This window comes from Stutzerimonas stutzeri, from assembly GCF_024448895.1.
Taxonomy (GTDB): domain Bacteria; phylum Pseudomonadota; class Gammaproteobacteria; order Pseudomonadales; family Pseudomonadaceae; genus Stutzerimonas; species Stutzerimonas stutzeri_Q.
The window spans coordinates 76,838-99,956 of the sequence record NZ_JAMOIC010000004.1 but is presented as its reverse complement, the minus strand read 5'-3'; the positions used below and the strand labels follow the sequence as shown (position 1 = coordinate 99,956).

At 55.9% G+C, this 23,119-nt stretch carries 21 protein-coding genes and 1 tRNA gene; 7 read left to right on the top strand and 15 right to left on the bottom strand.

The window, feature by feature from the left end:
• Nucleotides 1-30: 30 nt before the first annotated feature.
• Entirely contained in the window at nucleotides 31-906 is an 876-nt protein-coding gene (locus NA619_RS06260) for a YihY/virulence factor BrkB family protein (RefSeq protein ID WP_255960929.1), read from the bottom strand.
• Nucleotides 907-1,297: 391 nt separating this feature from the next.
• On the opposite strand from NA619_RS06260, the gene NA619_RS06255 reads away from it, so the two are divergent.
• Nucleotides 1,298-2,530, top strand: coding sequence for a lipopolysaccharide biosynthesis protein (locus NA619_RS06255; protein ID WP_255960928.1), 1,233 nt, complete (start codon nucleotides 1,298-1,300; stop codon nucleotides 2,528-2,530).
• On the top strand, nucleotides 2,527-3,762 hold the full coding sequence (locus NA619_RS06250) for a polysaccharide pyruvyl transferase family protein (protein ID WP_255960927.1): 1,236 nt from the start codon (nucleotides 2,527-2,529) through the stop codon (nucleotides 3,760-3,762). The genes NA619_RS06255 and NA619_RS06250 overlap by 4 nt, the downstream gene beginning before the upstream one ends.
• A gap of 247 nt (nucleotides 3,763-4,009) precedes the next feature.
• Here NA619_RS06250 and NA619_RS06245 read toward each other — a convergent pair.
• From NA619_RS06245 to NA619_RS06230, 4 genes are all read right to left on the bottom strand, one after another.
• A tRNA-Thr gene (locus NA619_RS06245) sits at nucleotides 4,010-4,085 on the bottom strand.
• A gap of 92 nt (nucleotides 4,086-4,177) precedes the next feature.
• A complete protein-coding gene (locus NA619_RS06240) occupies nucleotides 4,178-4,972 on the bottom strand; it encodes a DUF3618 domain-containing protein (protein WP_255960926.1) in 795 nt (264 codons plus the stop codon).
• Nucleotides 4,969-5,415: a phage holin family protein gene (locus NA619_RS06235; RefSeq protein WP_255960925.1), complete on the bottom strand. Its 447-nt coding sequence runs from the start codon at nucleotides 5,413-5,415 to the stop codon at nucleotides 4,969-4,971. The genes NA619_RS06240 and NA619_RS06235 overlap by 4 nt, the downstream gene beginning before the upstream one ends.
• Nucleotides 5,412-6,308: a hypothetical protein gene (locus tag NA619_RS06230; protein WP_255960924.1), complete on the bottom strand. Its 897-nt coding sequence runs from the start codon at nucleotides 6,306-6,308 to the stop codon at nucleotides 5,412-5,414. The genes NA619_RS06235 and NA619_RS06230 overlap by 4 nt, the downstream gene beginning before the upstream one ends.
• Before the next feature lie 109 nt (nucleotides 6,309-6,417).
• Between NA619_RS06230 and NA619_RS06225 the strand changes: the two genes are divergently transcribed.
• The gene (locus NA619_RS06225) at nucleotides 6,418-6,600 is read left to right on the top strand and encodes a hypothetical protein (RefSeq protein ID WP_255960923.1); all 183 of its coding nucleotides are present in this window, start codon (nucleotides 6,418-6,420) and stop codon (nucleotides 6,598-6,600) included.
• Nucleotides 6,601-6,775: 175 nt separating this feature from the next.
• On the opposite strand, the gene NA619_RS06220 is transcribed toward NA619_RS06225, so the two are convergent.
• A complete protein-coding gene (locus NA619_RS06220) occupies nucleotides 6,776-8,605 on the bottom strand; it encodes a glycoside hydrolase family 5 protein (protein WP_255960922.1) in 1,830 nt (609 codons plus the stop codon).
• 519 nt (nucleotides 8,606-9,124) lie between these two features.
• Here NA619_RS06220 and NA619_RS06215 point away from each other — a divergent pair.
• The 3 genes from NA619_RS06215 (at nucleotide 9,125) to NA619_RS06205 (ending at nucleotide 11,432) form a co-directional block, all read left to right on the top strand.
• Nucleotides 9,125-9,340 (top strand): DUF2945 domain-containing protein, encoded by a 216-nt coding sequence (locus NA619_RS06215; RefSeq protein WP_255960921.1) that lies wholly within the window; start codon nucleotides 9,125-9,127, stop codon nucleotides 9,338-9,340.
• Nucleotides 9,337-9,912: a DUF488 family protein gene (locus NA619_RS06210; RefSeq protein ID WP_255960920.1), complete on the top strand. Its 576-nt coding sequence runs from the start codon at nucleotides 9,337-9,339 to the stop codon at nucleotides 9,910-9,912. The genes NA619_RS06215 and NA619_RS06210 overlap by 4 nt, the downstream gene beginning before the upstream one ends.
• A 212-nt stretch (nucleotides 9,913-10,124) precedes the next feature.
• Nucleotides 10,125-11,432, top strand: a complete 1,308-nt coding sequence (locus NA619_RS06205) for a lipopolysaccharide biosynthesis protein (RefSeq protein WP_255960919.1) — start codon at nucleotides 10,125-10,127, stop codon at nucleotides 11,430-11,432.
• Nucleotides 11,433-11,498: 66 nt separating this feature from the next.
• On the opposite strand, the gene NA619_RS06200 is transcribed toward NA619_RS06205, so the two are convergent.
• Nucleotides 11,499-12,293 (bottom strand): WecB/TagA/CpsF family glycosyltransferase, encoded by a 795-nt coding sequence (locus NA619_RS06200; RefSeq protein ID WP_255960918.1) that lies wholly within the window; start codon nucleotides 12,291-12,293, stop codon nucleotides 11,499-11,501.
• A gap of 283 nt (nucleotides 12,294-12,576) precedes the next feature.
• Between NA619_RS06200 and NA619_RS06195 the strand changes: the two genes are divergently transcribed.
• On the top strand, nucleotides 12,577-13,515 hold the full coding sequence (locus tag NA619_RS06195) for a glycoside hydrolase family 5 protein (protein ID WP_255960917.1): 939 nt from the start codon (nucleotides 12,577-12,579) through the stop codon (nucleotides 13,513-13,515).
• Nucleotides 13,516-13,565: 50 nt separating this feature from the next.
• On the opposite strand, the gene NA619_RS06190 is transcribed toward NA619_RS06195, so the two are convergent.
• From NA619_RS06190 to NA619_RS06155, 8 genes are all read right to left on the bottom strand, one after another.
• Nucleotides 13,566-14,540 (bottom strand): phosphoribosyltransferase family protein, encoded by a 975-nt coding sequence (locus NA619_RS06190; RefSeq protein WP_255960916.1) that lies wholly within the window; start codon nucleotides 14,538-14,540, stop codon nucleotides 13,566-13,568.
• Between the two features lie 58 nt (nucleotides 14,541-14,598).
• Nucleotides 14,599-15,363: a glycosyltransferase gene (locus NA619_RS06185; protein WP_255960915.1), complete on the bottom strand. Its 765-nt coding sequence runs from the start codon at nucleotides 15,361-15,363 to the stop codon at nucleotides 14,599-14,601.
• Nucleotides 15,326-16,609, bottom strand: a complete 1,284-nt coding sequence (locus NA619_RS06180) for a hypothetical protein (RefSeq protein WP_255960914.1) — start codon at nucleotides 16,607-16,609, stop codon at nucleotides 15,326-15,328. The genes NA619_RS06185 and NA619_RS06180 overlap by 38 nt, the downstream gene beginning before the upstream one ends.
• A gap of 299 nt (nucleotides 16,610-16,908) precedes the next feature.
• Nucleotides 16,909-17,877: a GDP-L-fucose synthase gene (gene fcl, locus NA619_RS06175; protein ID WP_255960913.1), complete on the bottom strand. Its 969-nt coding sequence runs from the start codon at nucleotides 17,875-17,877 to the stop codon at nucleotides 16,909-16,911.
• 2 nt (nucleotides 17,878-17,879) lie between these two features.
• Nucleotides 17,880-19,004: a GDP-mannose 4,6-dehydratase gene (gmd, locus tag NA619_RS06170; RefSeq protein ID WP_255960912.1), complete on the bottom strand. Its 1,125-nt coding sequence runs from the start codon at nucleotides 19,002-19,004 to the stop codon at nucleotides 17,880-17,882.
• Between the two features lie 50 nt (nucleotides 19,005-19,054).
• A complete protein-coding gene (locus NA619_RS06165) occupies nucleotides 19,055-20,215 on the bottom strand; it encodes a glycosyltransferase (RefSeq protein WP_255960911.1) in 1,161 nt (386 codons plus the stop codon).
• A 44-nt stretch (nucleotides 20,216-20,259) separates the two neighbouring features.
• Entirely contained in the window at nucleotides 20,260-21,627 is a 1,368-nt protein-coding gene (locus NA619_RS06160) for a lipopolysaccharide biosynthesis protein (protein ID WP_255960910.1), read from the bottom strand.
• A 14-nt stretch (nucleotides 21,628-21,641) separates the two neighbouring features.
• Nucleotides 21,642-22,988: a UDP-glucose dehydrogenase family protein gene (locus tag NA619_RS06155; RefSeq protein WP_255960909.1), complete on the bottom strand. Its 1,347-nt coding sequence runs from the start codon at nucleotides 22,986-22,988 to the stop codon at nucleotides 21,642-21,644.
• Between the last annotated feature and the right edge of the window lie 131 nt (nucleotides 22,989-23,119).

Genomic DNA, 23,119 nt, shown 5'->3' with positions numbered 1-23,119 from the left:
ACACGGTTACAGCGGGCCGTACCAGCGAACTCACCCCTCGACTTTCTTATCGCCGTCGTCCTTGCCCTGCTCCGAAGCATGTTCGATGACTGCATTCATCTCAGCGCCGAAGAGCAGCACCGAGGCCGATATATAGAAGTAGAGCAACAACACGATGACGGCGCCGATGCTGCCGTAGGTGGCGTCGTAGTTGCCGAAGTTCTGCACATAGATACCGAACCCTATCGAGGCGGCGATCCAGACGATGACTGCCAGCACAGAACCCGGTGTAATGAAGCGAAACTGCTGCTCGACGTCCGGCGTCACGTAATAAATCAGTGCGACCACCAACATCATGAGGATCACGATCACCGGCCAGCGCAGCCAGGTCCACAACGTGACCACAATGTCTTTCAACCCGATTTGCGAAGCCAGCCATTCCATCACTTGCGGCCCTGTGATCATCAGGCCGGCTGTGGCGAGCAGAATGAGAGCCAGACCGATGGTGTACGCCACGGCAAGCAGCATTAATTTCCAGGTGGGCCGCCCTTCCTCCACGTCATAAGCCCTGTTCATCGCATTCATCAGTGAGCGGACCCCGATAGACGCCGACCAGAGCGCGACGAGGATACCTACCGACAGCACGCCACTTTTCTGGTCTTGCATCTCGTCGATCACTGGGTTGACCAAATCGAGGGCATCGGGTGGCAATACCAGCGAAACCTGCTCGCGAAGCCAGGTGAAAAAATTCTGCAGATCCAGCATGCCAAGCATGGCAATGAGAAAAAGCAAAAAGGGAAACAACGAGAAGATTCCTCGATAAGCCAATGCAGACGCATAGGTAGTCATGTCGTCGTTGCTGAACTCCTTCACGGTTCGTTTCAACAATTCGAAGCTGCTGATACCGCGCGTTTCCAGCAAGGCCATTGCGTACCCCCAATTAAAGAATCAATCCCGTCCAGATTGGGACGGCCAGCCTCTACAAGAGTTCGACAACCGCGTTCCCAACCGTCGCCGCCGCGTCTGCCGCTGTCTGCCAAAACCTATTTCCAAGCGATAAGGCTTAAACCCGCACGTCGCCTGATGAGGAACTTTCCCTGCCTCAGGCGCTCTTGATGAAGTCTCTTTTGACGTCATCGCAGGTTGTAAACACGCGACCACTCGACCCAGAAAATTGGAACAGGCCAGCTTCCGAGAGGAGCCATCCTCGCCGGCTTACGCCGTCGGATACGTCAGAAATGGCTTGCGCCGCGCGACATGCGGCAGCTAGGAGCAGTGAATGAAATCGGCATATGCAACGGACGCCCCAGAGTCAGGAATGAAAGCCGACATCCTCAAATACGCCAGACTGATCCTTACCAAAGGCAGCGGCGCTGGCGCGACGCTCGGCTTGAACATCCTGCTGGCGCGAATGCTGGCTCCGGATCTGGCGGGAACCGTTTTCTTTTGTGTAGCCCTTGGCATCTTCCTGTCACTGGTGGCGCGGCTTGGGCTCGACATAGCCTGCCTGAAGAACATTTCATCGCTTGGCGAAGGTCAGCAGCGCCGCTATTTCCACCGTGCGCTGGGGCTGGCCACCCTGATGAACATCCCGGCCTTTCTGATCGGCCTGGCGGTGGTGTACTTCTCCAAAACCACTCAAGACTACTTCGAGCACGCCGCCGTACTGTTCGCGGTCACTGCGCTCGGCCTGTCACTGCTCAGTATTTCCAGCGAAACCCTGAAGGCCAAGAACAAGACCAGTGAAGGCCTGTTCTGGCAGACGGCGTTCCAACCGGCATTGACGCTGCTGCTGGTTGCACTGACCGGCAACGACCTGACCAACGTTGTGATCTGTTTTGCGGCCAGTTACACCCTGGCGATAATCGGCTCGATATGGCGTGCTCACGCCAGCCTCCCAGCTTCCAGCATTGAGTCCGCCCTCGGTTGGCGGGACATGTTCATCCTCTGCATACCGCTGATGCTCATCGCGGTCATGAACAGCATCATTGAACTCTCCGACACCTTGCTGTTGGGCGTTTTGCGCTCGGCCAGCGAGGTCAGCATCTATTACATCGCGGCCAAGATCGCAGCTCTGTCGACGACGCTGCTGTTCATCATCAACGGCACCATCGCACCGGACATCTCCAGGCGCTGGGCGCAGCATGATCGAGCCGGCGCCTTCGCGATCGTGCGTAAGTACTCGCGCTTCATGCTTGCTCTGGCGCTGATGATCCTTCTCGCCATCGGCGTGCTGCGCGAATACATCCTGGCGGTGTTCGGCCCGGAATATCGCGAACAGGGTGTGTATCCGCTTCTGGTTCTGGCCATCGGTTACTTCTTCGTGCTGGCCGCAGGGCCGCTCGGCATCTTCATGACCATGACGGGCAATCATCGGCGTTACCTGCACAACAACATTGCGGCCTGCGTCATCAACGTCGTGCTCAACCTGATCCTGATTCCGCTCTACGGCGTCAACGGTGCCTGTTTTGCCACAGCCGTTGCGCTCGCGCTGAAAAACACCCTGCTGTATGTACAGTTCAAAAATATTGAAAGGAGTCCTACTGCATGACTGATCGAGTCAAGGTAATCGCATACGGAGCCTATGATCGGCACAACTACGGCGACCTACTCTTCGCAATAGTCCTCAAACGCTACCTTGAAGCGGATGGACGCTTCTCGGTACTAATTGCGGCCACCAAGACGTCCGACCTTTCGGAATATGGCGCACTGCCCACCATTCCACTGAAACAGGCGCTGGACGAGACGAGCGACCAGTCAAAAACGATGCTTATCGTGGCTGGCGGTGAATGCCTGACAGCCCAGTGGGAAAGCATCATCGGCTACCTCGCGCCACAGGCGATTTACTATCCGATCAAGGCCAGCCCCTATCTGATCGGCCATAAGGCGTTCATTTACCTAAGCCGAATGTTCACGTCCATTCCATCGGACGTGCCTCTGGTGCTAGGCGAGCGCGATCTGCCTGGTTACCAGGTCATGTACAACAGCGTCGGCGGGAATCAGATCAGCAGCAAGACGCCGCTCATACATGATGCGATCGAGCAGAACCTCAAAGATTGCACCTACGTGTCGGTGCGAGATCGCGAGACGTCGGCCGAGCTCGAGAAAATCGATGTCGAGCACAATCTGGTGCCGGACAGCGCAATCCTGATTTCGGACATTTTCCCGCAGCAGGTCGATCCGACCGAACGCGGCCACATCGTGTTCCATATCTCCGATCACCATGCCAAGCGCCGCATTGAGGCAATTGCGCAGCAGTTGACCGAACTCAATGTGAATACCGGGCTCAAGATCGCTCTGCTGACCATTGGCAAGGCACCTGGCCATTCCGACGATGAACCTTTGGACAAGCTTCATAGTCTCCTGGGTGACGAGCGAGCCTATCGCGTCGACAGCGGCAACATCGAAGACATCATCAGCTGCATCGCCTCCAGCAAACTGTATTGCGGCACCAGCCTGCATGGCGCTATCACCGCGTTGGCATACGCCGTGCCGCAAATCGCCTTGCTCCCACAAAACGTAATCAAGCTGTCGAGCTTTCTCGAAACCTGGGTACCGAAACAGCTGTGCGGGTTCGCTGAAGTACGTCAGATCAGCCAGATTGGTACCAATCTGATCAGTTCGTTCGGCGATAGCCAGCGAGCTGAGTTGCGAGCAGTTGTGGAGGCCATGAAGAGCCAGGTCCGGGGCAACCTGGATCACATGGTTTCACTTTACGACGAGGCCTCTACAAGCGACGACGCAGCGGCAACCATGTCTGAGCCGAATCGCGTCGCAAGCTGAAGCCGAGCGCGTCTAGCAGGCCGGAAAAATGCCCGTATAACTGCGGGCGATCCGGCTGGAGATATTGGTTTTTTTCACGCAGCGAATGGTTAGCCCTAGATCCAATTAGACAGGCTCCTCGATACTGCTCCAAAGACTTCTCGGCCTGGCTTTTGCCGATACCTGAGTTGGCTGAATCTTCACCGGACTTGACGCATTGGGGCCTTGAACGAAAAAGGGCTAGCCGAAGCTAACCCTTTGATCTCATTGGTGCCGGTGAGAGGAGTCGAACCCCCGACCTTCGCATTACGAATGCGCTGCTCTACCTACTGAGCTACACCGGCGCCATTCCGCGGATTAACGAAATTCGCCGGCTCGGACTCAACTCCGAACCGGCGAAAATCTTCAACTTAAACCGCATCGTCAGCAGCGCAGGCTAGATGCCAACGGAGGTGCCCGTCGAATTGGAATTCGACCGGTTACCATCACTGCTCATATCCTGCTTAACGTGCTGCGCCACTTCCTCGCCTTTGGCCGACACCTTCTGATAACCCTCTTCAGCCTTATGGCGAAGCTGATCTGTCATGCGGTCACTGGCATCGCCGAGCATTTCATCTTCACGACGCGACGGCGGGACAGCTGCAGCGATCAGCGCACCCAATGCAATGCCGATCGCACCTAGTGCAAGAGGCTGCTCTTGCAGCAACTGATCGAAGCCACCACGGGCACGGTCCGCACCCCCTTTCAGTCGAGTAGAAGCCTGACGGCTTGAATCACTCGCCCGTGAGCGTGCATTGCCGATGGATTCAGAAACGCTGTGGGTCATCTGACTGGCTTTCTCTTTGAGGCCGGCACCCTGCTGCTTGAGACCTTCGGTCTTGGCAGAGAGCTTGTCACCCATGGATGGGCCAGTAGAGCCGGTGCCGTAGTGGCTGGTCGTCACATTGGAATGAGGCTGGCGATTCTGACCAGCCATCAGCCAGATCAAGCCTACGGACGTCAGCAACGTCGGCACTGGATTGGCTTTGACCGTATTGCTCAGGTTGCCAAAGAATTCTCCGCCGCCACCTTTCACATAGCCCAAGGCCGTATCAATCAACTCGCCGGGAGACAACTTGTTCTCCAGCGCGTGGACAATATCGCCAATCTCGGCGCGCTTTTGGTCGATCTCGCGTTCTAGCTCTGCTGGATCCTTCTGCGCTTCGGCATCAATCTGATTACGTGTACTCATGATGTGTGCCCCTTGACTGCTTCTTTGTCCTTGTTGACCGAATGAATGGTGCGCTCAGGCTTGAACGAAGAAGCCTCAAACTTCTTCTTGCCGGCAGACACCATCACCAAACCGATGACCACAACAACCGCACCAACGATCAATGCAGCGAGCCAAGGCTCAACTACGTTGCTCAGGCCATAGACCGCGGACATCAGCAGGACGATGAAACCACCGAGAAGGACGGCGCCGCCAGTAGCGACGCTTGCTGCACCAGCCTTTGTCGCACGCAGCGACTCGCTGATTTCAGCCTTCGCCAGCGCCAACTCCTTGGTGATCAAAGACGGCACTTCATGAGTCAGCTGGCGGAGCAACCCTCCTACAGAGGTGTCATTTTCGGCGCGAAGCCCGGGCTCGACAGTGGTGGTCGAGGTGGAAGTCGTTGTCTTACGTGCTTCACTCATGGGAAAAGTCCTCCGTCAGTGCCCTTGCCGTCGCGGCTGGATGTAGAACCGGAGCCAGAGCTTGGATTCGAGCCGATACCCAATCCATTACTGGTATTTGCGCCAGTTGTGGAGCTGGATGAACCGCTGAGGCCGGTGCCTACACCAGTTCCTGAACCCGTGCCAATACCAGCCCCCATACCCGAGGCAGTGCCGGACGTTGGGCGTGAACCGCTGGAAGTGCCACTGGCATTGCTGACGCTGCCGACGGTCCCAGTTTGCCCGGTGCTCAATCTGTCATTCAGATCCCGCTGACTGGAGTCATGGGAAGACGTCGCGCCAGCAAAGCTGCTGGAGCTGTCATGGCGATCGTAATCGTGTTGAGCGGCCCGCTTGCTCGAGGCGCGAGCAAAGCGTGTCAGGCCGAAGCCAAGTGCGATGCTTCCTGTGATGAACAACGCAGGATTGTTCCGAGCAATACGGTTCACATCCTGAAAGAGCTCATCAACGCTTTTGCCGCGCAGGCTTTCGGAGAAATGGACCATGTTCTCGGCCATGTCCGACACGTAGCCTGACAGACCGAGGCGATCATCGCCTTCCAGCTCATGGGCAGCAGCTTTTGCGCTTTGTGCCACTCGCTCAATTCCGTCAGCTGCGGTCTCCCGATAGCCTTCCAGTTGAGTTTTACCCTGGCTTTTGACCTGCTCGGCCACATCTTTTGCCTTGGCTTTGGCCTCTTCCGTGGTGTGTCCTGTAGAGCTCGACCCAGTGGTGGAACCTTGATTCACATTCGCGGATTGATTGCCGTTCGAGCTTGAATTCGAATGATTCGATCCAGTGGTATTAGAAGTCGAATTGGGGCCGGTCTTAGGTTGGCCACCGTAACCAGTAATTTCTTCGTCGGGTGTAGTCATTTGATTCACCTTTTATATGGCTTGGCCGGAAGACCACGGTCCGTTGGTACACAGCGGGAGCGGTGAGCCGCGACCTGTGTATTTCGGTGCGCACATATAAGGTGACCGGGTGCAAATTTTTGAGTTCCATTGTTTTACCAAGCGGCACCCACTCCCAGTTGCAATCCAAAAAGAAAAGAAATCGAATGCGATCTTCCCGATGGATCATGGCACTTTGGCCGACTTCTGGAGCAAAGCCGCACGGCTACAGCATTTAAGCGAAGCGGCAATAAAACAAGCGGAACGGCAATAAAACAAGCGGAACGGCAAAATAGATTTGTCTGTATGTAAAACGGGATGGCAATTATTTTTTATGGCGCCGCACACCATGACGACCCCGACGAACTGCAGCGCTTGTTCGCGCCACACTATTAATCGCAAAAAAAAACGGGCCCCGCAGGGCCCGTTTTTTCGTATCGCGACAGCTTTTACAGCGGACCGATCGTGGAGCAGGTCTTCTTGGCTTTAGCGTGCTTCTGCAGGGGCGCCAGCTGAGGACGGTGCTTACCGCTTTGAACATCCAGGGACATGATGTTCTCGCCCCAGCGAGGACCAGCTGCCCAGTAGCTGCTCGGGATGCAGTTCTCGTTCAGGTAAGCCAGCAGGTTGTCAGTGGCGACTACAGCAGACGGAGAGAAGTCCGGAATACCATGCTCGCCAATGTAACCGCGCAGCTTGTTCTTCTTCAGCCACTCGACCCACGGCTTGACCCGCTCGACACCCAGCATCGGTGCGAAGGTTTCAGCCCGCTTGGTGTAGGTACCCGAGTAGTCAAAGTCGAGATACTGGTGCGCTTCGTATACCAAGTTGTTCTTCGGATCACGCATCCAGGGATCGTTGATCAGCGAGGTATTGTACTTCTGCCAGTGGAAGGCGCTCGAGTAACGGTCACCTGCAATCATGATCCACTTGCTCGGATCAATCTTGCGGATCGCTTGACCAGCAGCCTGCGCGGTTTGCGGCCACATGTTATTGCCAGTGTTATACGGCTCATTCATCAAACCGTAGCCATACAGTGCCGGGTGCCGGGATAGCTCGACTGCGATCTTGCGCCAGGTTTCCGCAAACTGCGCACGTGGTACTTCTGGCGAGTTGATAACCTTCCCGTAGTAGCGATAGTAGTTGTGCATATCAAGAATAATCTTGATTCCGTGCTTGTGCGCGTAATCGAGCGACTGCTTGATCCGACCCAGTTCGGCTGCATTGAGGTCAGTACCCAGCTTCGGCTGAATACGCTCCCAAAGGAAGCCAAGACGAACCAACTTAAAGCCCAGCTCGGAGTGACGCTTGTAATAGGACTCGTCGGCGAAGGTGTAGCCCTTGTTATAGATGCCTGGAACAGTACCCGGATCAAACACACCTGAACCGAAGTTCACGCCTACCAGATCGATGCCGCTGCCATCACTGACCACTGGAGTGGTAGGTGCTGGGGCTGGAGTAGGCGCCGGAGCCGGGGTCGGAGCTGGAGCTGGAGCTGGAGCCGGTGCAACCGGAGCACTGGTCGAAGTACCGGACACAACGCTGATGGTCTTCGGGTAACCAACGCTGGCGGCTGAAAGAACCGAACCGCTGAGCATTACTGAAAGGTGAGCGCCGACGTCGTAGACAGCTGCGACCTTGCGTACTTGGCCGTCAGCCAGCTTCACCGAAGCCCCAACCGCGAAAGCAGACTTGTTGGCGGTGGTATCCGGGATGGAGAAGCCTGCTGCCTTGCGATAGATACCGTTGTCCCAGTCAGCATTGGAGAAGCTGTTCATCGACGCTGTGTAGGTGCTGCTCGGCGCAGTAACGACAGGGGCAGTCACAACTGGAGCGGGAGCAACAGGCGCGGTTACAGCAGGTGTGCTTGGCGTCGCAGCCGCCGGCACCACAGTGCTGATGGTGCGAGGTGCACCGACCTTGCCACCATCAAGCAGACCACCGTCTACATAGATGCTGAGGTTTGCACCGACTTTGAAGACCTTGGAGATCTTACGTACTTGGCCGTCTGCAAACTTGATCTGAACGCCCGGCTTGAAAGCAGCGATAGAAGCAGAAGTAGCAGGCACGGACACCGCAGCTGTGCGGCGCCATACACCATTAAGGAAGTCGGTACTGGTGAACTTGTTAATCGGGGAAGTAAATGCAGCGGCGGCAGTTGCACTTACTGTAGTGGCGGCTGCCACATGACCTGTAAAAGTTACTGCACTGAATACTGCAGCGAGCGCGATGGAGCGAACAAGTGCCTTGGGGGCACCAGCAAATACATTGATAGACATTCTGTCTCTCCGGAACTTAATACTTCAAAAGGCCGAAGCCTTTAAACAAGTGGCGGGAGTTGGTGTTGAGTCGTTCAGGCGCTACTGGGCAGACTCCTGTCTATGCGCAACCGGACGAACCGTGTTGCAAAGGACGCCGGATCACCTTGGGTGGAACCCGGCAATCCGTTGCGTGGCGTCTTTATAATAGGTTTCTAAAAAGACTCAAAATTTATTTGACGGGTTTAGATCGCCAATCCTACGTCACAATTTTGACCGGCCATTAATGCGCTATTAGTTTGTGGCGATAGGCCATCTCCCTCAATAGCCTCTCGCCCCCTTTAACTCGGGAAGATAGGTCAATACCAGCGTCATTTTTTTGAATATCTTTATTAGGGAAATAGATATGAGGCTATCTATCTAGCCGACGAACGGTAGGCGTAGGGAAGGCTTTTTTCCGGTCCGGAGATAGGAGGGGAAACATTTTTTCCTCCTATGCCTGATCAATTTCTAACCAATCGCAGCTGCCGCGGAGGAAAAATGACCGAAGAACGATTCAACGTAGGTGAACACGTGCGTTGGAATTCAGAGGCAGGGCACGTGACGGGCCATATTCAGGCTGTGCACACCAAAGACACCGACTACAAAGGGCACCTCCGCCGGGCCAGCCCCGAAGAACCTCAATACGAGATCAAAAGTGACAAGACGGATCACGTAGCAATGCACAAGGGCAGCGCACTGAAGAAAATCAGATGATCGAGGCCCAACCGCTACAGATCTGGACGGTTGGCCACTCGATCCGCAGCAGTCACTCGTTTATCGAGTTGCTTGAGCAGTACGGCATCCAGACGATCGCGGATGTCAGGCGCTTCCCGGGGTCTCGGCGGTTACCGCAATACCTGTCTGAAACACTCCAGGCATCGCTCGCCGAGCACGGCATCGGGTATGAGTGGATAGAAGCGTTGGGGGGCCGACGAAAAGCGTCGCCCGGCGCAAGCACCAGCGCATGGCGAAACGCGTCGTTCAGGGGATATGCAGAGCATTTGCGGAGTGAGGAATTCGCCATTGGGTTGCAGCAACTGCTGACTCTGGCGACGCAGCGGCGTACTGCGATGATGTGCGCGGAAGTGCTCTGGTGGCGGTGTCACCGCTCGATGGTGGCCGATGTGCTGAAGTTCAAGGGCATCGAGGTGTTGCACATTCTGGACGAGCAACGAGTGACCATTCATCCATATACATCTCCGGCACGGCAGGTAGATGGCTGCTTGAGCTACGACGAGGGAGCGGGCGAGTCGCTCAAGGCAACTACTGACTCGGGCAGCAAATGACGCCTATGACGATGCGTCCGTAGGTACGGCATCAGGAACCTGATGCCTTCATACGCAACAATTAGAAACTTTTCTGCCTTAAAAGCTTCATATACGCGCACGCACCTATTCATCTACGTCAGTATCCGCGCCGACGTTCAGCTTGGTGGATGACAACCCGCATGGACTGCCCCGCTTCATAGAGCGGCGCATTCACAAGGAGGGACCCTCAGATGCCGAGCCTCGACCTTTCAGCAAAGCTTCTCGCCGCCAAGCAACGCCTCTCCGGAGGGTCGTCCGGAAGTGTTTTCAAAGGCATGGCTACGCTGGCACTTGGCAGCGGCATGGCGAAAATCATCGGGCTGCTTTCCATTCAGGTTCTGACCCGAATCTACAGTCCAGAAGATTTCGGACTGCTGTCGGTTTTCACGGCGATGCTGCTCATCCTCACGCCGCTGATGACGCTTCGCTATGAACTCGCGGTCCCGCTGCCGAGCAGGGATGGCGCGGCAATGACGCTGATGGCTTTATCAAGCGCCCTTCTCGTATTGATGACGTTCGTTGTGGGCACGGTTCTATGGTTGGCCGGCCCCACATTGCTCTCGCTGATCTCGATGGATGCGGTAATTCCCTATCGCGGCCTGCTCGTGATCGCACTGTTTCTCACAGCACTCTATGAAGTGCTGCAGATCTGGGCAGTTCGTCGACGTGCTTATCCAATAATCGCCCGCACTCAGCTTCAACAGAGCGTCGTCGGAGCGGTCGCGAAGATTGGTCTGGGCGTGGCAGGGCTGATGCCGCTGGGGCTTCTATTGGGCCACGTGATAGGAGCAGGCGCGGGCATGATGGCTGTGGTGCGTGCATTTCACGGTGACGTCAGACACTTCTGGCGTCACGTCACGCTGCACCGCGCGCGGACAATGCTGCGGCACTACCGCGGTTTCCCGATTTACCGCCTGCCTGCACAGTTGCTGCAGATATTTTCGAGCCAGTCTCCCCTGCTGCTGACGGCTGCCATCTATGACGCCGGAACAACCGGGCAGCTCGGACTCGCGTTGATGACCCTGGCGCTGCCGATGAACCTGCTGGGGTATACGACAAGCAAGGCCTATTACGCGGAGATCGCTTCGCTTGGGCGCAAACGCCCAAAGGAGATCCGCGCAGTTACCCATTCGGTGATCAAGCGGCTGCTGGCGCTGTCCATCGCGCCGGCACTGGTATTGCTGGCTTTCGGAGAAGGCTTGTTTGCCCTGGCCTTCGGGGCGCAGTGGGAGCTGGCTGGTCAGCTGGCGGCGATATTGGCCATCTACCTGCTGTTCCAGTTCATCCACGCACCAGCATCCCACTTGCTGTCACTGTTCGAGCGACAGCGCCTGCTGTTGATGCTGAACATTCAGCGAACCGCTCTGACGGTTGCCTGCTTTACCGCAGCACACTTCCTTGATCTACCTATCACGTCGGTGGTGCTGCTGTACTCGATCACGCTCTCAGCGCACTACCTGTTCAGCTTGCTGATGTCGCTGCGGGTGATCCCGCGCTGATTCAAGGCCACTCGAGCCGCTAATGACGTCGCCCAGATTAGGGCGACGGGCTCAGTATCTGCTGGGTTACTGCTCGCGCTTGACGGCATTCCAGCCGGCGACCTGGTGTTTACCTGAAAATGCATTGCGCAAGAGGTAATAAAAGAACACTGGAATGCCGATCGCATAACGTTTGAACAGACGGCGGGGCTCGATCAGCATGCGGAACGCCCACTCCAAACCGAACTTGCGGAAGAACAGCGGAGCACGGGGAAAGCGCGCGGCGGTGAAGTCGAGAATTGCCCCACCACAGATCAGCAACGCTTTCGTGTCCATTGCCTGCTGAAGATGCAGTGCCACCTGCTCCTGCTTCGGCATACCCATGGCCAGCACGATGATAGGGAAACGCCCTGGGACATGGTGCTTCTGGTAGAACTTCAAATAATCATCGGCTTCCTGAAAGCCATCGATTGCATGGAACTTGCGCTTGCCGAATAGATTGCGCGCGCCTTCGCTCAGCCAGGGCTCGCGAGTGCCCATGGCAAACAGTTCGCAGCAATCCTCAGACTGCCCAACCAACTCATCGACCAACTCAGGGATGAAGTCCGAACCATTGAGATTGGCTTTAGGGTCGATGCCGTTGTAGAGGCACGCAAGCTTGATACCTATTCCATCGCGCAGCAGGTAATTAACCTGCATGAAACTTTTGAAGATCACTTGGTCACGCTGGGCGATGTTGTAGCCGTGTTGATTCAAAAAACCCAGGATTGTAGGACTCTCACGCTTCTTCAACTCAGACATGAAGGTGCCGGTGTCATCCTCGGTCAATAGCTTCAGCTTTGCGATCAAAGGATCCGTTCTTCTGGCGAGCGGGTTTTTCATATGAGCTTCTCTATCAGTTCTTCGATTCGTCGCCGAATCCGAATATGCATGGAAATCTGAGTGAGTAGAATGCCGGCGGTGCCGAATTCAGAAAAAGTGAACATTGCGCGCCAATACCGGACAAACGAAGCAGCTGTAAAAGCGGCTTTTCCGATAGCAGAATGAGGCAGTGAAAATGATAGGGACATGCGACAAACCAAGGCGCTCAAAAGGAATACTCCTCGGACTCGCACTTGCGCTCGTGAGTGCCACGAGCACTGCAGAAAATATTGATCTGGTTGGCATGAACATTGGCGGTGCCGCCTTTTCCGGCAATGCCATTCCCGGAAAATTCAACACAAATTATTTCTTCCCTAAGCCCGGCTATCTTGAGCAATGGAAGGACAAGGGCATCAAGACCATTCGCTTCCCTATCATGTGGGAGCGTCTTCAATCGGAATTGAACGGCGAGCTCGATGAAGACTATGCAAAGCGCATAGAAGAGACATTCCAGCAAGCCGCGAAATACGATATGCGGGTCATCCTCGATATCCACAACTATGCCCGTTATCACAAGCAGATAATCGGCACGGACGCCGTGCCAATCAGCGCGTATCAGGACCTGCTCGAACGTATAGCCAAACGCTGGAAAGATCAGAAAGGTCTTTACGCTTACGACATCATGAACGAGCCACATGGCGCCGATAAATACTGGCCTGCAGCGGCGCAGGCTGGGATCGACGCTATCAGGAAACATGACAAGCAGCGCCCCTTGCTTATAGAAGGGAATTTCTGGTCGAGCAGTTTTCTCTGGCCAAAATTCAATGATCCGCTGCTGCAACTGAAAGACCCCTCCGACAATTTGATATTTTCCGCCCACCTGTACATCGACAAGCACAGCAGTGGGCAATACAAGGAACCGATCCCGGACGACTTCGACACAATGCTTGGCGTCAAGCGGGTCAAGCCCTTCATCGAATGGCTGGTCAAGCATGAAAAACAAGGGCACATCGGTGAATTCGGCATCCCAGCCGACGATCCCCGCTGGTTAGAAGCGATGGATAACCTGCTGGCCTACTTACAAGAGCATTGCATTCCCATGACGTACTGGGCTGCGGGCTCTGCATGGGGCAATTACAAGTTATCCGTCGAACCCAAGAACGGCCAGGACAAACCCCAGTGGGAGGTTCTGCGCAAGTACGTCGGCCAGGGAGAGTGCAGCCGTATAGGGCCAAACGCCTGACAATCACATCTGGGATTGGCTGCATGCAAAGCAGCCAATCCGCAAATCAGCTATTTGATGGGCACAGCCGGAGCGAGCCTGCCAACCACCGATTTCAACTTCCTCATGAGTTTTGCTTTCAGACTGTATGTTTTGCGCAGGGTATTGGCTTTCAGGTTATAAGCCTGACCGGGCACATACATCTCATTTGTCTCGATGCAATACACGGGCTTGCCACTGATCCGCATGATCTCTATGGCCTGCCTGACTTCGCTTTCTACGAACAAACGCGTCAGCGGATGTTTGGCATAGACCTCGGCCTTGAATTTATGATGAATATTCAAACGCCGCCGCTCTTCCGCACTTGGAAGATCTAGCATGTGCAATGTCCCGTACTGCACGCCGTTACGTTGCAACCAATCCTCAGTTTCAGCACGGTACTTTTCCAGCCGGCTAGTGACCAGATGCGCTACTTTTACCGAGGGAACAAAAAGCGGCCGTGCGCAGCTGATGAAGTCTCTATAAATAGGACCGTCATCATTCTGTTCCTCAGTCGGATCTACACAGAGCACACCATCGATATCGAGGCAAGCATGAACCAGAAGCGGGTGGTGCATGATGTTCCATTCGAACACTCGAGGCTGCTCAACGAGCTCAAGGTACAGGTCCACATGATGGCGATTGTGCTTTTCCGCAAAGACCGCCATGGTCACGACTGTCCCTTTGTATGCAGCTCTCACCTGCTCTTCAGCCGCTCGCATGGATTTGGCTGAGGAGATGCTGTCGTCGACCAGCAGAATCTTCATCGCGTCCTGTGGCTTGGTGAGCTCCGCATGCTTGTAGGTGCGGGTATTACCTTTCTTGAGTTCATCGTTACGCAAGAAGGAATACAGATCAGTCAGCGGCAGGTTCTGTTTGAGCGCGATAACGCTCGCAACAAGCATCCCACTGCGAGGAATGCCGACCACCAGATCGACATCATTCGGGATTTTGCTGCCGCACTCAGTGCTCAGCCGCGATAGATCAGTCAAGCTTCGGTAGTTCATCGAACACGCTCCTGTGCCCAGCTCTTGTTGGCTCTGTAAATCCTAGAACCGCTCATGTTTACCTGCCCAGTGACGCACGCAATTGTTTGGTATGAGTGTGCACGTAGTGCAGGACGTAAAGTGCCAATGCGTTTGGCTTTGAATAATTCAAGATCCGGGTTCTGATATCCATATCCTCGCGGATCGCCTCGAAACGACGCTTGTGCGAAACGCCCGTGGTATCGAAGATACACAAAGGGAATGACAACTGGAGCACTTCAGCCTGAAGGTCCAGGCCCTGCAGAAACTCCAGCAGCAGGCAGTAATCAGCCGACAGCCTGTAGTTCAATCTGAATTTGAATTGACGCAGCCGCTCGTTCTCGAAATACATCGTCTGGTGACTGGCGGGCAATCCCAGCGGGGCACGCTCGATAGGTCGCGCGGCGACGCGCTTCAATGCCCCGGCCTCGTCTTTACGGTAAAAGTCACCGTAAACAAACTTGGGGGCCACAGCCGCGCTCGATAACTCATTACTAATGCGCTCGAGCACGTTCGCGTCAGCAAGCGCATCACCGCTATTCAGGAACAGCGTATAACCGGGAGCCTCGACCGCACGCAGGCGCCCCTTCTCCATGCCATCGTAAATACCCTTGTCCGGTTCGATGGTGATTTCAGCCTGGGGGTCATCCAGGCCTCTCAACCATTCCCCGCTGCCATCCTTGGAGGCGCCGTCGATAACGATCCAGCGAAAGTTACGGCAAGTCTGTTTTTGCAGACTGCGGTAAGTGTCCTTCAGGCCGTCTAGATTATTCCAGTTTATAGTTACGATACTGAAATTGATCATAATTCACCTGCTCCAAGTTATTCGACAAAGTTGAATCCGCAGCTTGCAGTTTGGCGTAATAAAGGAAGATCGCAGCAGCCATCCCGTACAGATCACCTGCGAACGTCAGACCGTTGGATAGCATGAAGTTCATCATGCCAAATATGAACGCTATTCGTATCGCCGAGAGCAGGCTTCCTTTGTCTCGACACTGACTCATGATCCACAGGTAACCACCGTAATAGATCATCAATACAGCAAGCGCCATGAAGCCGTACCGGTAATACACACCAAAGATACCAACGTCGGACAGATAGAAATGCGAGTTATATATGGTGGAGAAACCGCCATTCCATTGAAGTGAAAGTGCCCCCATGCCTATGTAATTATTGTTGCTGATCGCTTCAATAATCGTCGCGACCGTTACATCCCTTACGCCGGGGCCCGACGTTGCCTCGAAGAGCAAAGCGTGGAAGCGTTCATATTGGGCGACATAAAACTCTGGCATCAGGAAATAAGAAACCACCAGCATAATGATGCCGAGAACGGTCATCTTCATCAGCGAATCGATGCGCTTGCGGAATATCCACAGGCCCGCTACGCCCCAGACCAGCATGGTCTGACGGGTCTGCATGACCAGCCACAAATAAGCTACGAAATAGAGAAGAATGAAGAAGTGCGCAGCAGTGATACGCTCCTTCATTTTGTACATCAACATGAATGCCGAAATCGTGACGAATGCAGAACCAATCCGATAACGATCAGGTCGCAATAGATCTTCGTATTGAGTCCAGTCATCTACCGTAAAGGACGCCACCGTATTTGTCGGAATAATACCGAGGTAATACATGAAGCCAACCGTCGCACAAATCAGCGCAACGTATAAAAAGTAGTTCCCTACCTCTTCTTCGGTGGGTTTTGCCATTATCAAAAGAAACAGTGTCGGGAAAAACACCAGGTATTCGAAAAACCGGCGCTCTTCCAACAGCCCATAAGCAAGTGGCTGACCAAAGTTGAGGTATGCAAGCGTCGCTGAAATGAGCGGGAGCGCAACCCCCATGAAGATGATCCACAGCGACGTTTTGGACTGATAAACATATCGCCACGCAACGAATAGGCAAGCAGTGGCTGCAAGCACCACAAGCAAAAACAATTCGCGCAGATACGGAATCCCGGCTCGCTTGTCATCCGTCAAAAAGAAGCAGGCGGAGTTGAGCAGAAACAGGATGAACAGTAGATTCTTGTACGCCAGAACTTTCCTTAACAAGCGCTATCTCCAATATCCTAGTTGACGTAGCTAAGAACGAAATGACCCGCAGGGCCGCGGCCTCCCCAGGCGGATCGCGCCGCCCAGGATATTCGTGCCATGGATGGACAACACGAAGCCCGAAAAAGTCCCTTCTTCGGAAGCCTAGCGGTGCTGCCCCCTACGATCATTGCGCTGCAATCCATGCATCCTTATGCACAACCTTTGGTGCTGAGGAAGAGTTCGAGGTACTCATAATCCGTATGAACCTGACCAGCTCCAATGGCAGCGACGCGCGATAGGCACGTCGCTGCGATGTGTCAGTGCCGGGCTTTGTCCTGGTTCTCGACAAACCAACGGTAAGCGTCGCGCAAACCATCTTCTAGGCTGATGGTCGATTGCCAACCCAGCTTCTTGAGGCGGGAGACATCCATCAACTTGCGTGGCGTGCCATCCGGCTTGGTGCTGTCGAACTTCAGCTCGCCCTGATACTCGGTGACCCGAGCGATGGTTTCGGCGAGTTCACGAATGCTGCAGTCAACGCCAGTGCCTACGTTGATATGCGAAAGCATTGGCTGGGTGTGCGCCTGGTAGGTCTGATCATCCAGTTCCATCACATGCACGCAAGCGGCCGCCATGTCGTCGACATGCAGGAACTCACGCTGCGGCTTGCCACTTCCCCAGATCACGACTTCGTTGTCGCCACGCTGCGTCGCTTCGTGGAAACGCTTGAGCAGCGCCGGTACTACGTGGCTGTTTTCCGGATGAAAGTTGTCGTTGGGACCATAGAGGTTGGTCGGCATCACGCTGCGGTAGTCGCGTCCGTACTGGCGGTTGTAGCTCTCGCAAAGCTTGATGCCGGCAATTTTCGCGACCGCGTACGGCTCGTTGGTCGGCTCGAGTACGCCGGTCACCAGGGCCTCTTCCTTCATCGGCTGCTCGGCAAACTTGGGATAGATGCACGATGAGCCGAGGAACAACAGCTTGTTCACGTCATTCATGTGCGCAGCGTGGGTGATGTTCGCCTCGACCATCAGGTTCTGGTAGATGAACTCGGCCGGATAGGTGTTGTTGGCGTGGATACCGCCCACCTTGGCAGAGGCCATATAGACCTGATCGATCTTGTTCTCGGCGAAGAAGGCATTCACCGCGGCCTGATCGACCAGATCAAGCTCTTCACGGCCGCGGGTGATGAGATTGGTGTAACCCAACGCTTCCAGGCGGCGGACGATTGCCGAGCCCACCATTCCACGATGTCCCGCAACGAAAATACGTGCGTCACGATTCATATTCAGTTCTCCACACTCACTGGAATTTCAAAGCCGTGCTCTTTGAGCAGGGCGTGGCGCTGGGCGACCTTCAGGTCTTCGCGAACCATCTCGGCGCACATTTCCTGCACGCTGATTTCCGGTGTCCAGCCCAGCTTGTTCTTTGCATTGCTCGGATCGCCGAGCAGTGTTTCCACTTCCGCCGGACGGAAGTAGCGCGGATCGATGCGAACGACGACGTCACCAGCGCTCAGCGCCGGTGCCTTGTCTCCTTCGATGCTGGCGACGATCGCACGCTCATCCACTCCGCTGCCTTCGAAGCTCAATTGGACGCCAAGTTCAGCAGCCGACCATTTGATGAACTCGCGAACCGAATATTGCACGCCGGTGGCGATGACGAAGTCTTCAGCGGTCTCCTGCTGCAGCATCATCCACTGCATGCGGACGTAGTCCTTGGCGTGGCCCCAATCGCGCAGCGCATCGAGGTTGCCCATGTGCAGGCACTTCTCGTGACCCTGGGCGATGTTCGCCAGGCCACGGGTGATCTTGCGCGTCACAAACGTCTCGCCGCGACGCGGCGATTCGTGGTTGAACAGGATGCCGTTGCAGGCGTACATGCCATAGGCTTCGCGGTAGTTCACGGTGATCCAGTAGGCGTAGAGCTTGGCCACTGCGTAAGGCGAGCGCGGGTAGAACGGCGTGGTTTCCTTCTGCGGTGTTTCCTGAACCAGACCGTAGAGTTCGGAGGTGGAGGCCTGGTAGAAGCGGGTTTTCTTTTCCAGGCCCAGCAGGCGGATGGCCTCGAGGATGCGCAACGCACCCATACCATCGACGTCGGCCGTGTACTCGGGCGACTCGAAGCTCACTGCTACGTGGGATTGCGCGCCCAAGTTGTACACCTCATCGGGCTGCACTTCCTTGATGATGCGGGTCAGGTTGGACGAATCCGTAAGGTCGCCGTAGTGAAGAACGAAGTTCTCATTGTCGACATGGGCGTCCTGATAGATGTGGTCGACCCGCTGGGTGTTGAACGACGAAGCGCGGCGCTTGATGCCATGCACTTCGTAGCCCTTCTCCAGCAGGAACTCGGCCAGATAGGACCCGTCCTGACCGGTAATACCGGTGATCAACGCTTTTTTTCGTTCCATATTCGTTTACCTGTTCAAGGCTGTTGAGAAGAGTGGGTCCAGGTCGAAGGTCAGCTCGACCGAGCGCTCTTGATCATCATCTGGAGGCGCTCAAGGAAGCCGACGCAGATCACCGGCACAGACGGAAACTTGTAGAAGAAACGGTACGTGTCGTACTGCGTACGCGCTGCGTTGAGCGCTGCGGTATCCACCTCGGCCGTATCGATCAGGGCAATGCCCTCACCCACCACGTCGTGCAGGACGCTCAGCTCCATCGGCTTCATTGACAGGCTGAAATTGTGCAAGCCTGGCTTGGTCGTGCGGGTCAATTGCAGCCCGCTGCGACATTCCTTGCAGCCAAAGAGGTTGACGGTGAAGTCATGGCTGGCGAGCTTGGGATTCAGGCGTTTGACCGTAGCCGGCAACAGCTCGCAAAAAGCGTCGTAGATGGCCAGCGATTCACTGGAGGACGGAAAGTGGTAGTCCATCCGCTGCTGCTGGATCGCTACCTGGAAGCGCGATGAAGCAATGTAGAAATGCTCGCCCGGATCACCGAAGTTCGTGGTCAGCGAGCGATAGGGATACACGAAGTACAGGTCGTGACTGATGATGTAAGCGTTGTAGAGCTTGAGCCACGATGATTCCGGCCAGCTGCGAATATCGCCAGGAATGCCATCGACACGACTGATGTCGGTGCCGTTGGCTTCAAGCCACTGGCGGAATCCCTGCCAATGCGAGCGCGACCAGGCCTGCCCCCATGACGCCGCCAGCTGCATGAAATAGATGTCCGAGTTCCCGTCATCGATGGGCGTGAACGGCAGATTGGCAGTCTGGTTGAATTGCTGGCTATACAAGCTGATGCCGGCAATGCGCGAATCGCTGGCGTAGAAGCTCAACGCCTGCGCCGTGTATTCGTAGAAGAATGGCGAAACGAACAGGTCATCCTCGAGCACGATGACGTCGCCGTACTCCTCGGTAAGGTCGCCACAGGCCAGTACGTGATTGCGAAGCCCCATACGCTTCTCGCGATGGATGACGCGCTTCTCACCATGCGTCCATGGATAGGCTTCGGCAACCCTTAGCGGTTCCAGCGTGCCGGAGTTGTCCAGGCTTATGACCAGACGAATCTCGCCCTCCGGATAGTGGGCCTTGCTCAAGGAATCCAGTAGACGCGTGAGGCTCTTCGGCCTGTTGTAGCCGATGACGACAATGGTGGGGAGGTTTGCTGTCATAGGTGAATCCATACCACTCGAACAGAATTAGATTGCGAGCCGTCTCAGACAGGCCCTTGTTGGCGCGCATACCAGCGTCGCGCCGCGATCATGACAATTACCACCAGCGACAGATAAATCACGATACTGGCGGCCGCGAACGCCTGAACCGTGGCCAGGGCATCACCCAGCAAAACAGCGCCGCCAAACAGCGCAACCAGGCGCAGGCTGGTGCTGAAGACTTCAAACAGCAGGAAACGTGCCTGTAGAGAAAGAGCCGGCACAGCCACCACTGAAGGACGCGAGATGAACACCGCGAATTCAGCCAGCGCCAACCAGCGCGCGTACTCCCCCGCTACCTGCCATTGCTCGCCAAACACCGTCGCGAACAGCCAGGGGCCGAAAACGGCGACGATGGCGAACGGAACCAGGCCGACAAGCCCAAGCGCAGTGGTTGCCTTCAGCAACATTGCTGCTACGGGCTCACGGTCATGGATTGCACGGCTGATACGCGGGTAATAGACGTCTGCAACAGACTTGCCGATCAGGTTGGTGGGCATGGTCAGCGCCTGTTTGCACAGTGCGAAGAATCCTGCCGCCGCGGGACCGAAATAAGCCGCCAGCACCAAAGTTGGCAGATGCTGCGAGATCGCATTGATCAGCATCACTGGCGCACGATATTGGGGAAAGTCGTTGTACCGACGTGCCATCTCGAGCATGCCCGGCTCGGGCTGTTGTGCCTCGTCGGTATGTTCTTCTACACGCGGCTTCGCCCGCAGAATTGCAAGCCCCAGCATGGCGGCATGCAAGGCCTGCTGCAGCGCAGTGGTGCAGACCAGAACCAGCGCCGACGATTGCAGCAGACCGGCCACCGTCCGCATCGTGTTGAACAGCAGCGAATGCCCTACCGCCACGCTTGCCGTGATACGGAACCGCTGTGTACGAAACAGCCATTGCTGGCATATTTCCAACGCGGCACCGCAGAACATCACGAACGGAATCAGCATCAGGTACGGCTGGATGATCTCGATTTCCAGCGTTGCTGCCAGCTGATCGCCGAAGAACAGCAGCCCAAGCGCCACCACGATCGACAACGACAACGCGATGGCCAGCCCCAACCGAACCAGCCCGCGCGCATCACCATCGCGCTTGGGCAGCACGATAGCGATCGGATATGTCAGCGCCGCCACTGGAATCAGCATCATGGTGACGCTGAGAAAGGTGCCGAGTATCCCGTACGCTTCCGGACCGTAGATGCGCGTGATCACCGGCATGAACGCCAGCGTCAGCGCCTGCGCGCCGGCGGTCCCGCTTACCACGGTGACGATATTGCGCAACAGCTTGCTGCGTATGCTTCCCTGCAATAGAGCGGTCAGCCGTTCTCGAAACGAGGACGCACCGCGTGTCACGCTGGGCTGGTCGATGGCGCTCACTCGCAGCCCCTCGCTCAGGCGTGAACCGGCTGACGGCCGATGCCGTAGTAGCTGAAGCCTTCCTGCTTCACCTGCTCACGGTCGTACTGGTTACGGCCATCGACGATCAGCGGGGTGTTCAGCAGACGCTTGAGCGCGCGGAAATCCGGACGGCGGAACGGCTTCCATTCAGTGACCAGGAACAGTGCATCGGCATCGATCGCCGCTTCGTACTGGCCTTCGACGATCTGCAGACGACCATCGGCAAACCAGCTTTCCGGGAATTCCTTGCGCGCGGTTTCACGGGCAACCGGGTCGAATGCGCGAACTTTGGCGCCCGCATTGATCAGACTGTTGATCAGCACGACGCTCGGCGCCTCGCGCATGTCATCGGTGCCGGGCTTGAACGCCAGACCCCAGACGGCAAAGGTGCGGCCTTTGAGATCACCATTGAAATGCGCGTTGATCTTGTTGAACAGCGAATGCTTCTGCTGATCGTTGCGGGATTCCACGGCCTGCAGCAACTTGGGTTCGAAGTCGTTCTGGTGGGCGATGTTGATCAGCGCCTTGACGTCCTTCGGGAAGCAAGAACCACCGTAGCCGCAACCGGCATAGATGAAGTGGTAGCCGATTCGCTCGTCCGAGCCGATACCCAGACGAACATTCTCAACGTCCACGTCCAGACGCTCACAGAGACTGGCAATCTCGTTCATGAAAGAGATCTTCGTCGCCAGCATGGCGTTGGCGGCGTACTTCGTCATTTCCGCATCGCGGATGCCCATGAACATGGTGCGCGGACGATTACGAATGAAGGGGGCGTACAGCGCGCTCATGACTTGACGGGCGTGCTCGTTGTCCGCACCGATGACGATACGGTCCGGGTGCATGAAGTCATTGACCGCTGCACCTTCCTTTAGAAATTCCGGGTTCGAGACAACCGAGAACGCGATGTCGGCACCGCGAGCTTCGAGCCGCTCGGTTACCGCTGCACGCACCAGATCTGCCGTGCCAACCGGAACAGTCGACTTGTTCACCACGATGGCAGGGCCAGTCATGGTGTCGCCAATCTGGCGTGCGACTTCCAGGACATAGCGCAGGTCAGCTGAACCGTCCTCGCCAGGCGGCGTGCCGACGGCGATGAAGTAGACCTCGGACTGCTCTGCGGCCTCGCTCAGCGAGGTAGTGAACAGGAGACGGCCGGAGGCATGATTCTCGGTGACGATTTCTTCGAGGCCCGGCTCATAGATCGGCAGAATGCCCTGCTTGAGGTTCTCGATCTTGGACTTGTCGACGTCGACGCAGTAAACCGTGTTGCCCATTTCCGCAATACAGGCACCGGTTACCAGCCCAACGTAGCCGCTTCCAACGACGGTGATGTTCATAGCAGGATCCTCGATTTAGACATTAATACAGGCGTGCCTCGACGCGGCCCTTTCGGTGGCCGGCGGCACAGAATTCTCTTGCTTGGCAGAATCAAACCGGATCAGGCCCGCACTGAGGCGGGACCTGATCA

Bases quoted from the DNA above. Each gene is read 5' to 3' on its own strand.
- NA619_RS06260 (WP_255960929.1), bottom strand. From the start codon at position 906: ATGGCCTTGCTGGAAACGCGCGGTATCAGCAGCTTCGAATTGTTGAAA.
- NA619_RS06255 (WP_255960928.1), top strand. From the start codon at position 1,298: ATGAAAGCCGACATCCTCAAATACGCCAGACTGATCCTTACCAAAGGC.
- NA619_RS06250 (WP_255960927.1), top strand. From the start codon at position 2,527: ATGACTGATCGAGTCAAGGTAATCGCATACGGAGCCTATGATCGGCAC.
- NA619_RS06240 (WP_255960926.1), bottom strand. From the start codon at position 4,972: ATGAGTACACGTAATCAGATTGATGCCGAAGCGCAGAAGGATCCAGCA.
- NA619_RS06235 (WP_255960925.1), bottom strand. From the start codon at position 5,415: ATGAGTGAAGCACGTAAGACAACGACTTCCACCTCGACCACCACTGTC.
- NA619_RS06230 (WP_255960924.1), bottom strand. From the start codon at position 6,308: ATGACTACACCCGACGAAGAAATTACTGGTTACGGTGGCCAACCTAAG.
- NA619_RS06220 (WP_255960922.1), bottom strand. From the start codon at position 8,605: ATGTCTATCAATGTATTTGCTGGTGCCCCCAAGGCACTTGTTCGCTCC.
- NA619_RS06215 (WP_255960921.1), top strand. From the start codon at position 9,125: ATGACCGAAGAACGATTCAACGTAGGTGAACACGTGCGTTGGAATTCA.
- NA619_RS06210 (WP_255960920.1), top strand. From the start codon at position 9,337: ATGATCGAGGCCCAACCGCTACAGATCTGGACGGTTGGCCACTCGATC.
- NA619_RS06205 (WP_255960919.1), top strand. From the start codon at position 10,125: ATGCCGAGCCTCGACCTTTCAGCAAAGCTTCTCGCCGCCAAGCAACGC.
- NA619_RS06200 (WP_255960918.1), bottom strand. From the start codon at position 12,293: ATGAAAAACCCGCTCGCCAGAAGAACGGATCCTTTGATCGCAAAGCTG.
- NA619_RS06195 (WP_255960917.1), top strand. From the start codon at position 12,577: ATGAACATTGGCGGTGCCGCCTTTTCCGGCAATGCCATTCCCGGAAAA.
- NA619_RS06190 (WP_255960916.1), bottom strand. From the start codon at position 14,540: ATGAACTACCGAAGCTTGACTGATCTATCGCGGCTGAGCACTGAGTGC.
- NA619_RS06185 (WP_255960915.1), bottom strand. From the start codon at position 15,363: ATGATCAATTTCAGTATCGTAACTATAAACTGGAATAATCTAGACGGC.
- fcl (WP_255960913.1), bottom strand. From the start codon at position 17,877: ATGAATCGTGACGCACGTATTTTCGTTGCGGGACATCGTGGAATGGTG.
- gmd (WP_255960912.1), bottom strand. From the start codon at position 19,004: ATGGAACGAAAAAAAGCGTTGATCACCGGTATTACCGGTCAGGACGGG.
- NA619_RS06165 (WP_255960911.1), bottom strand. From the start codon at position 20,215: ATGACAGCAAACCTCCCCACCATTGTCGTCATCGGCTACAACAGGCCG.
- NA619_RS06155 (WP_255960909.1), bottom strand. From the start codon at position 22,988: ATGAACATCACCGTCGTTGGAAGCGGCTACGTTGGGCTGGTAACCGGT.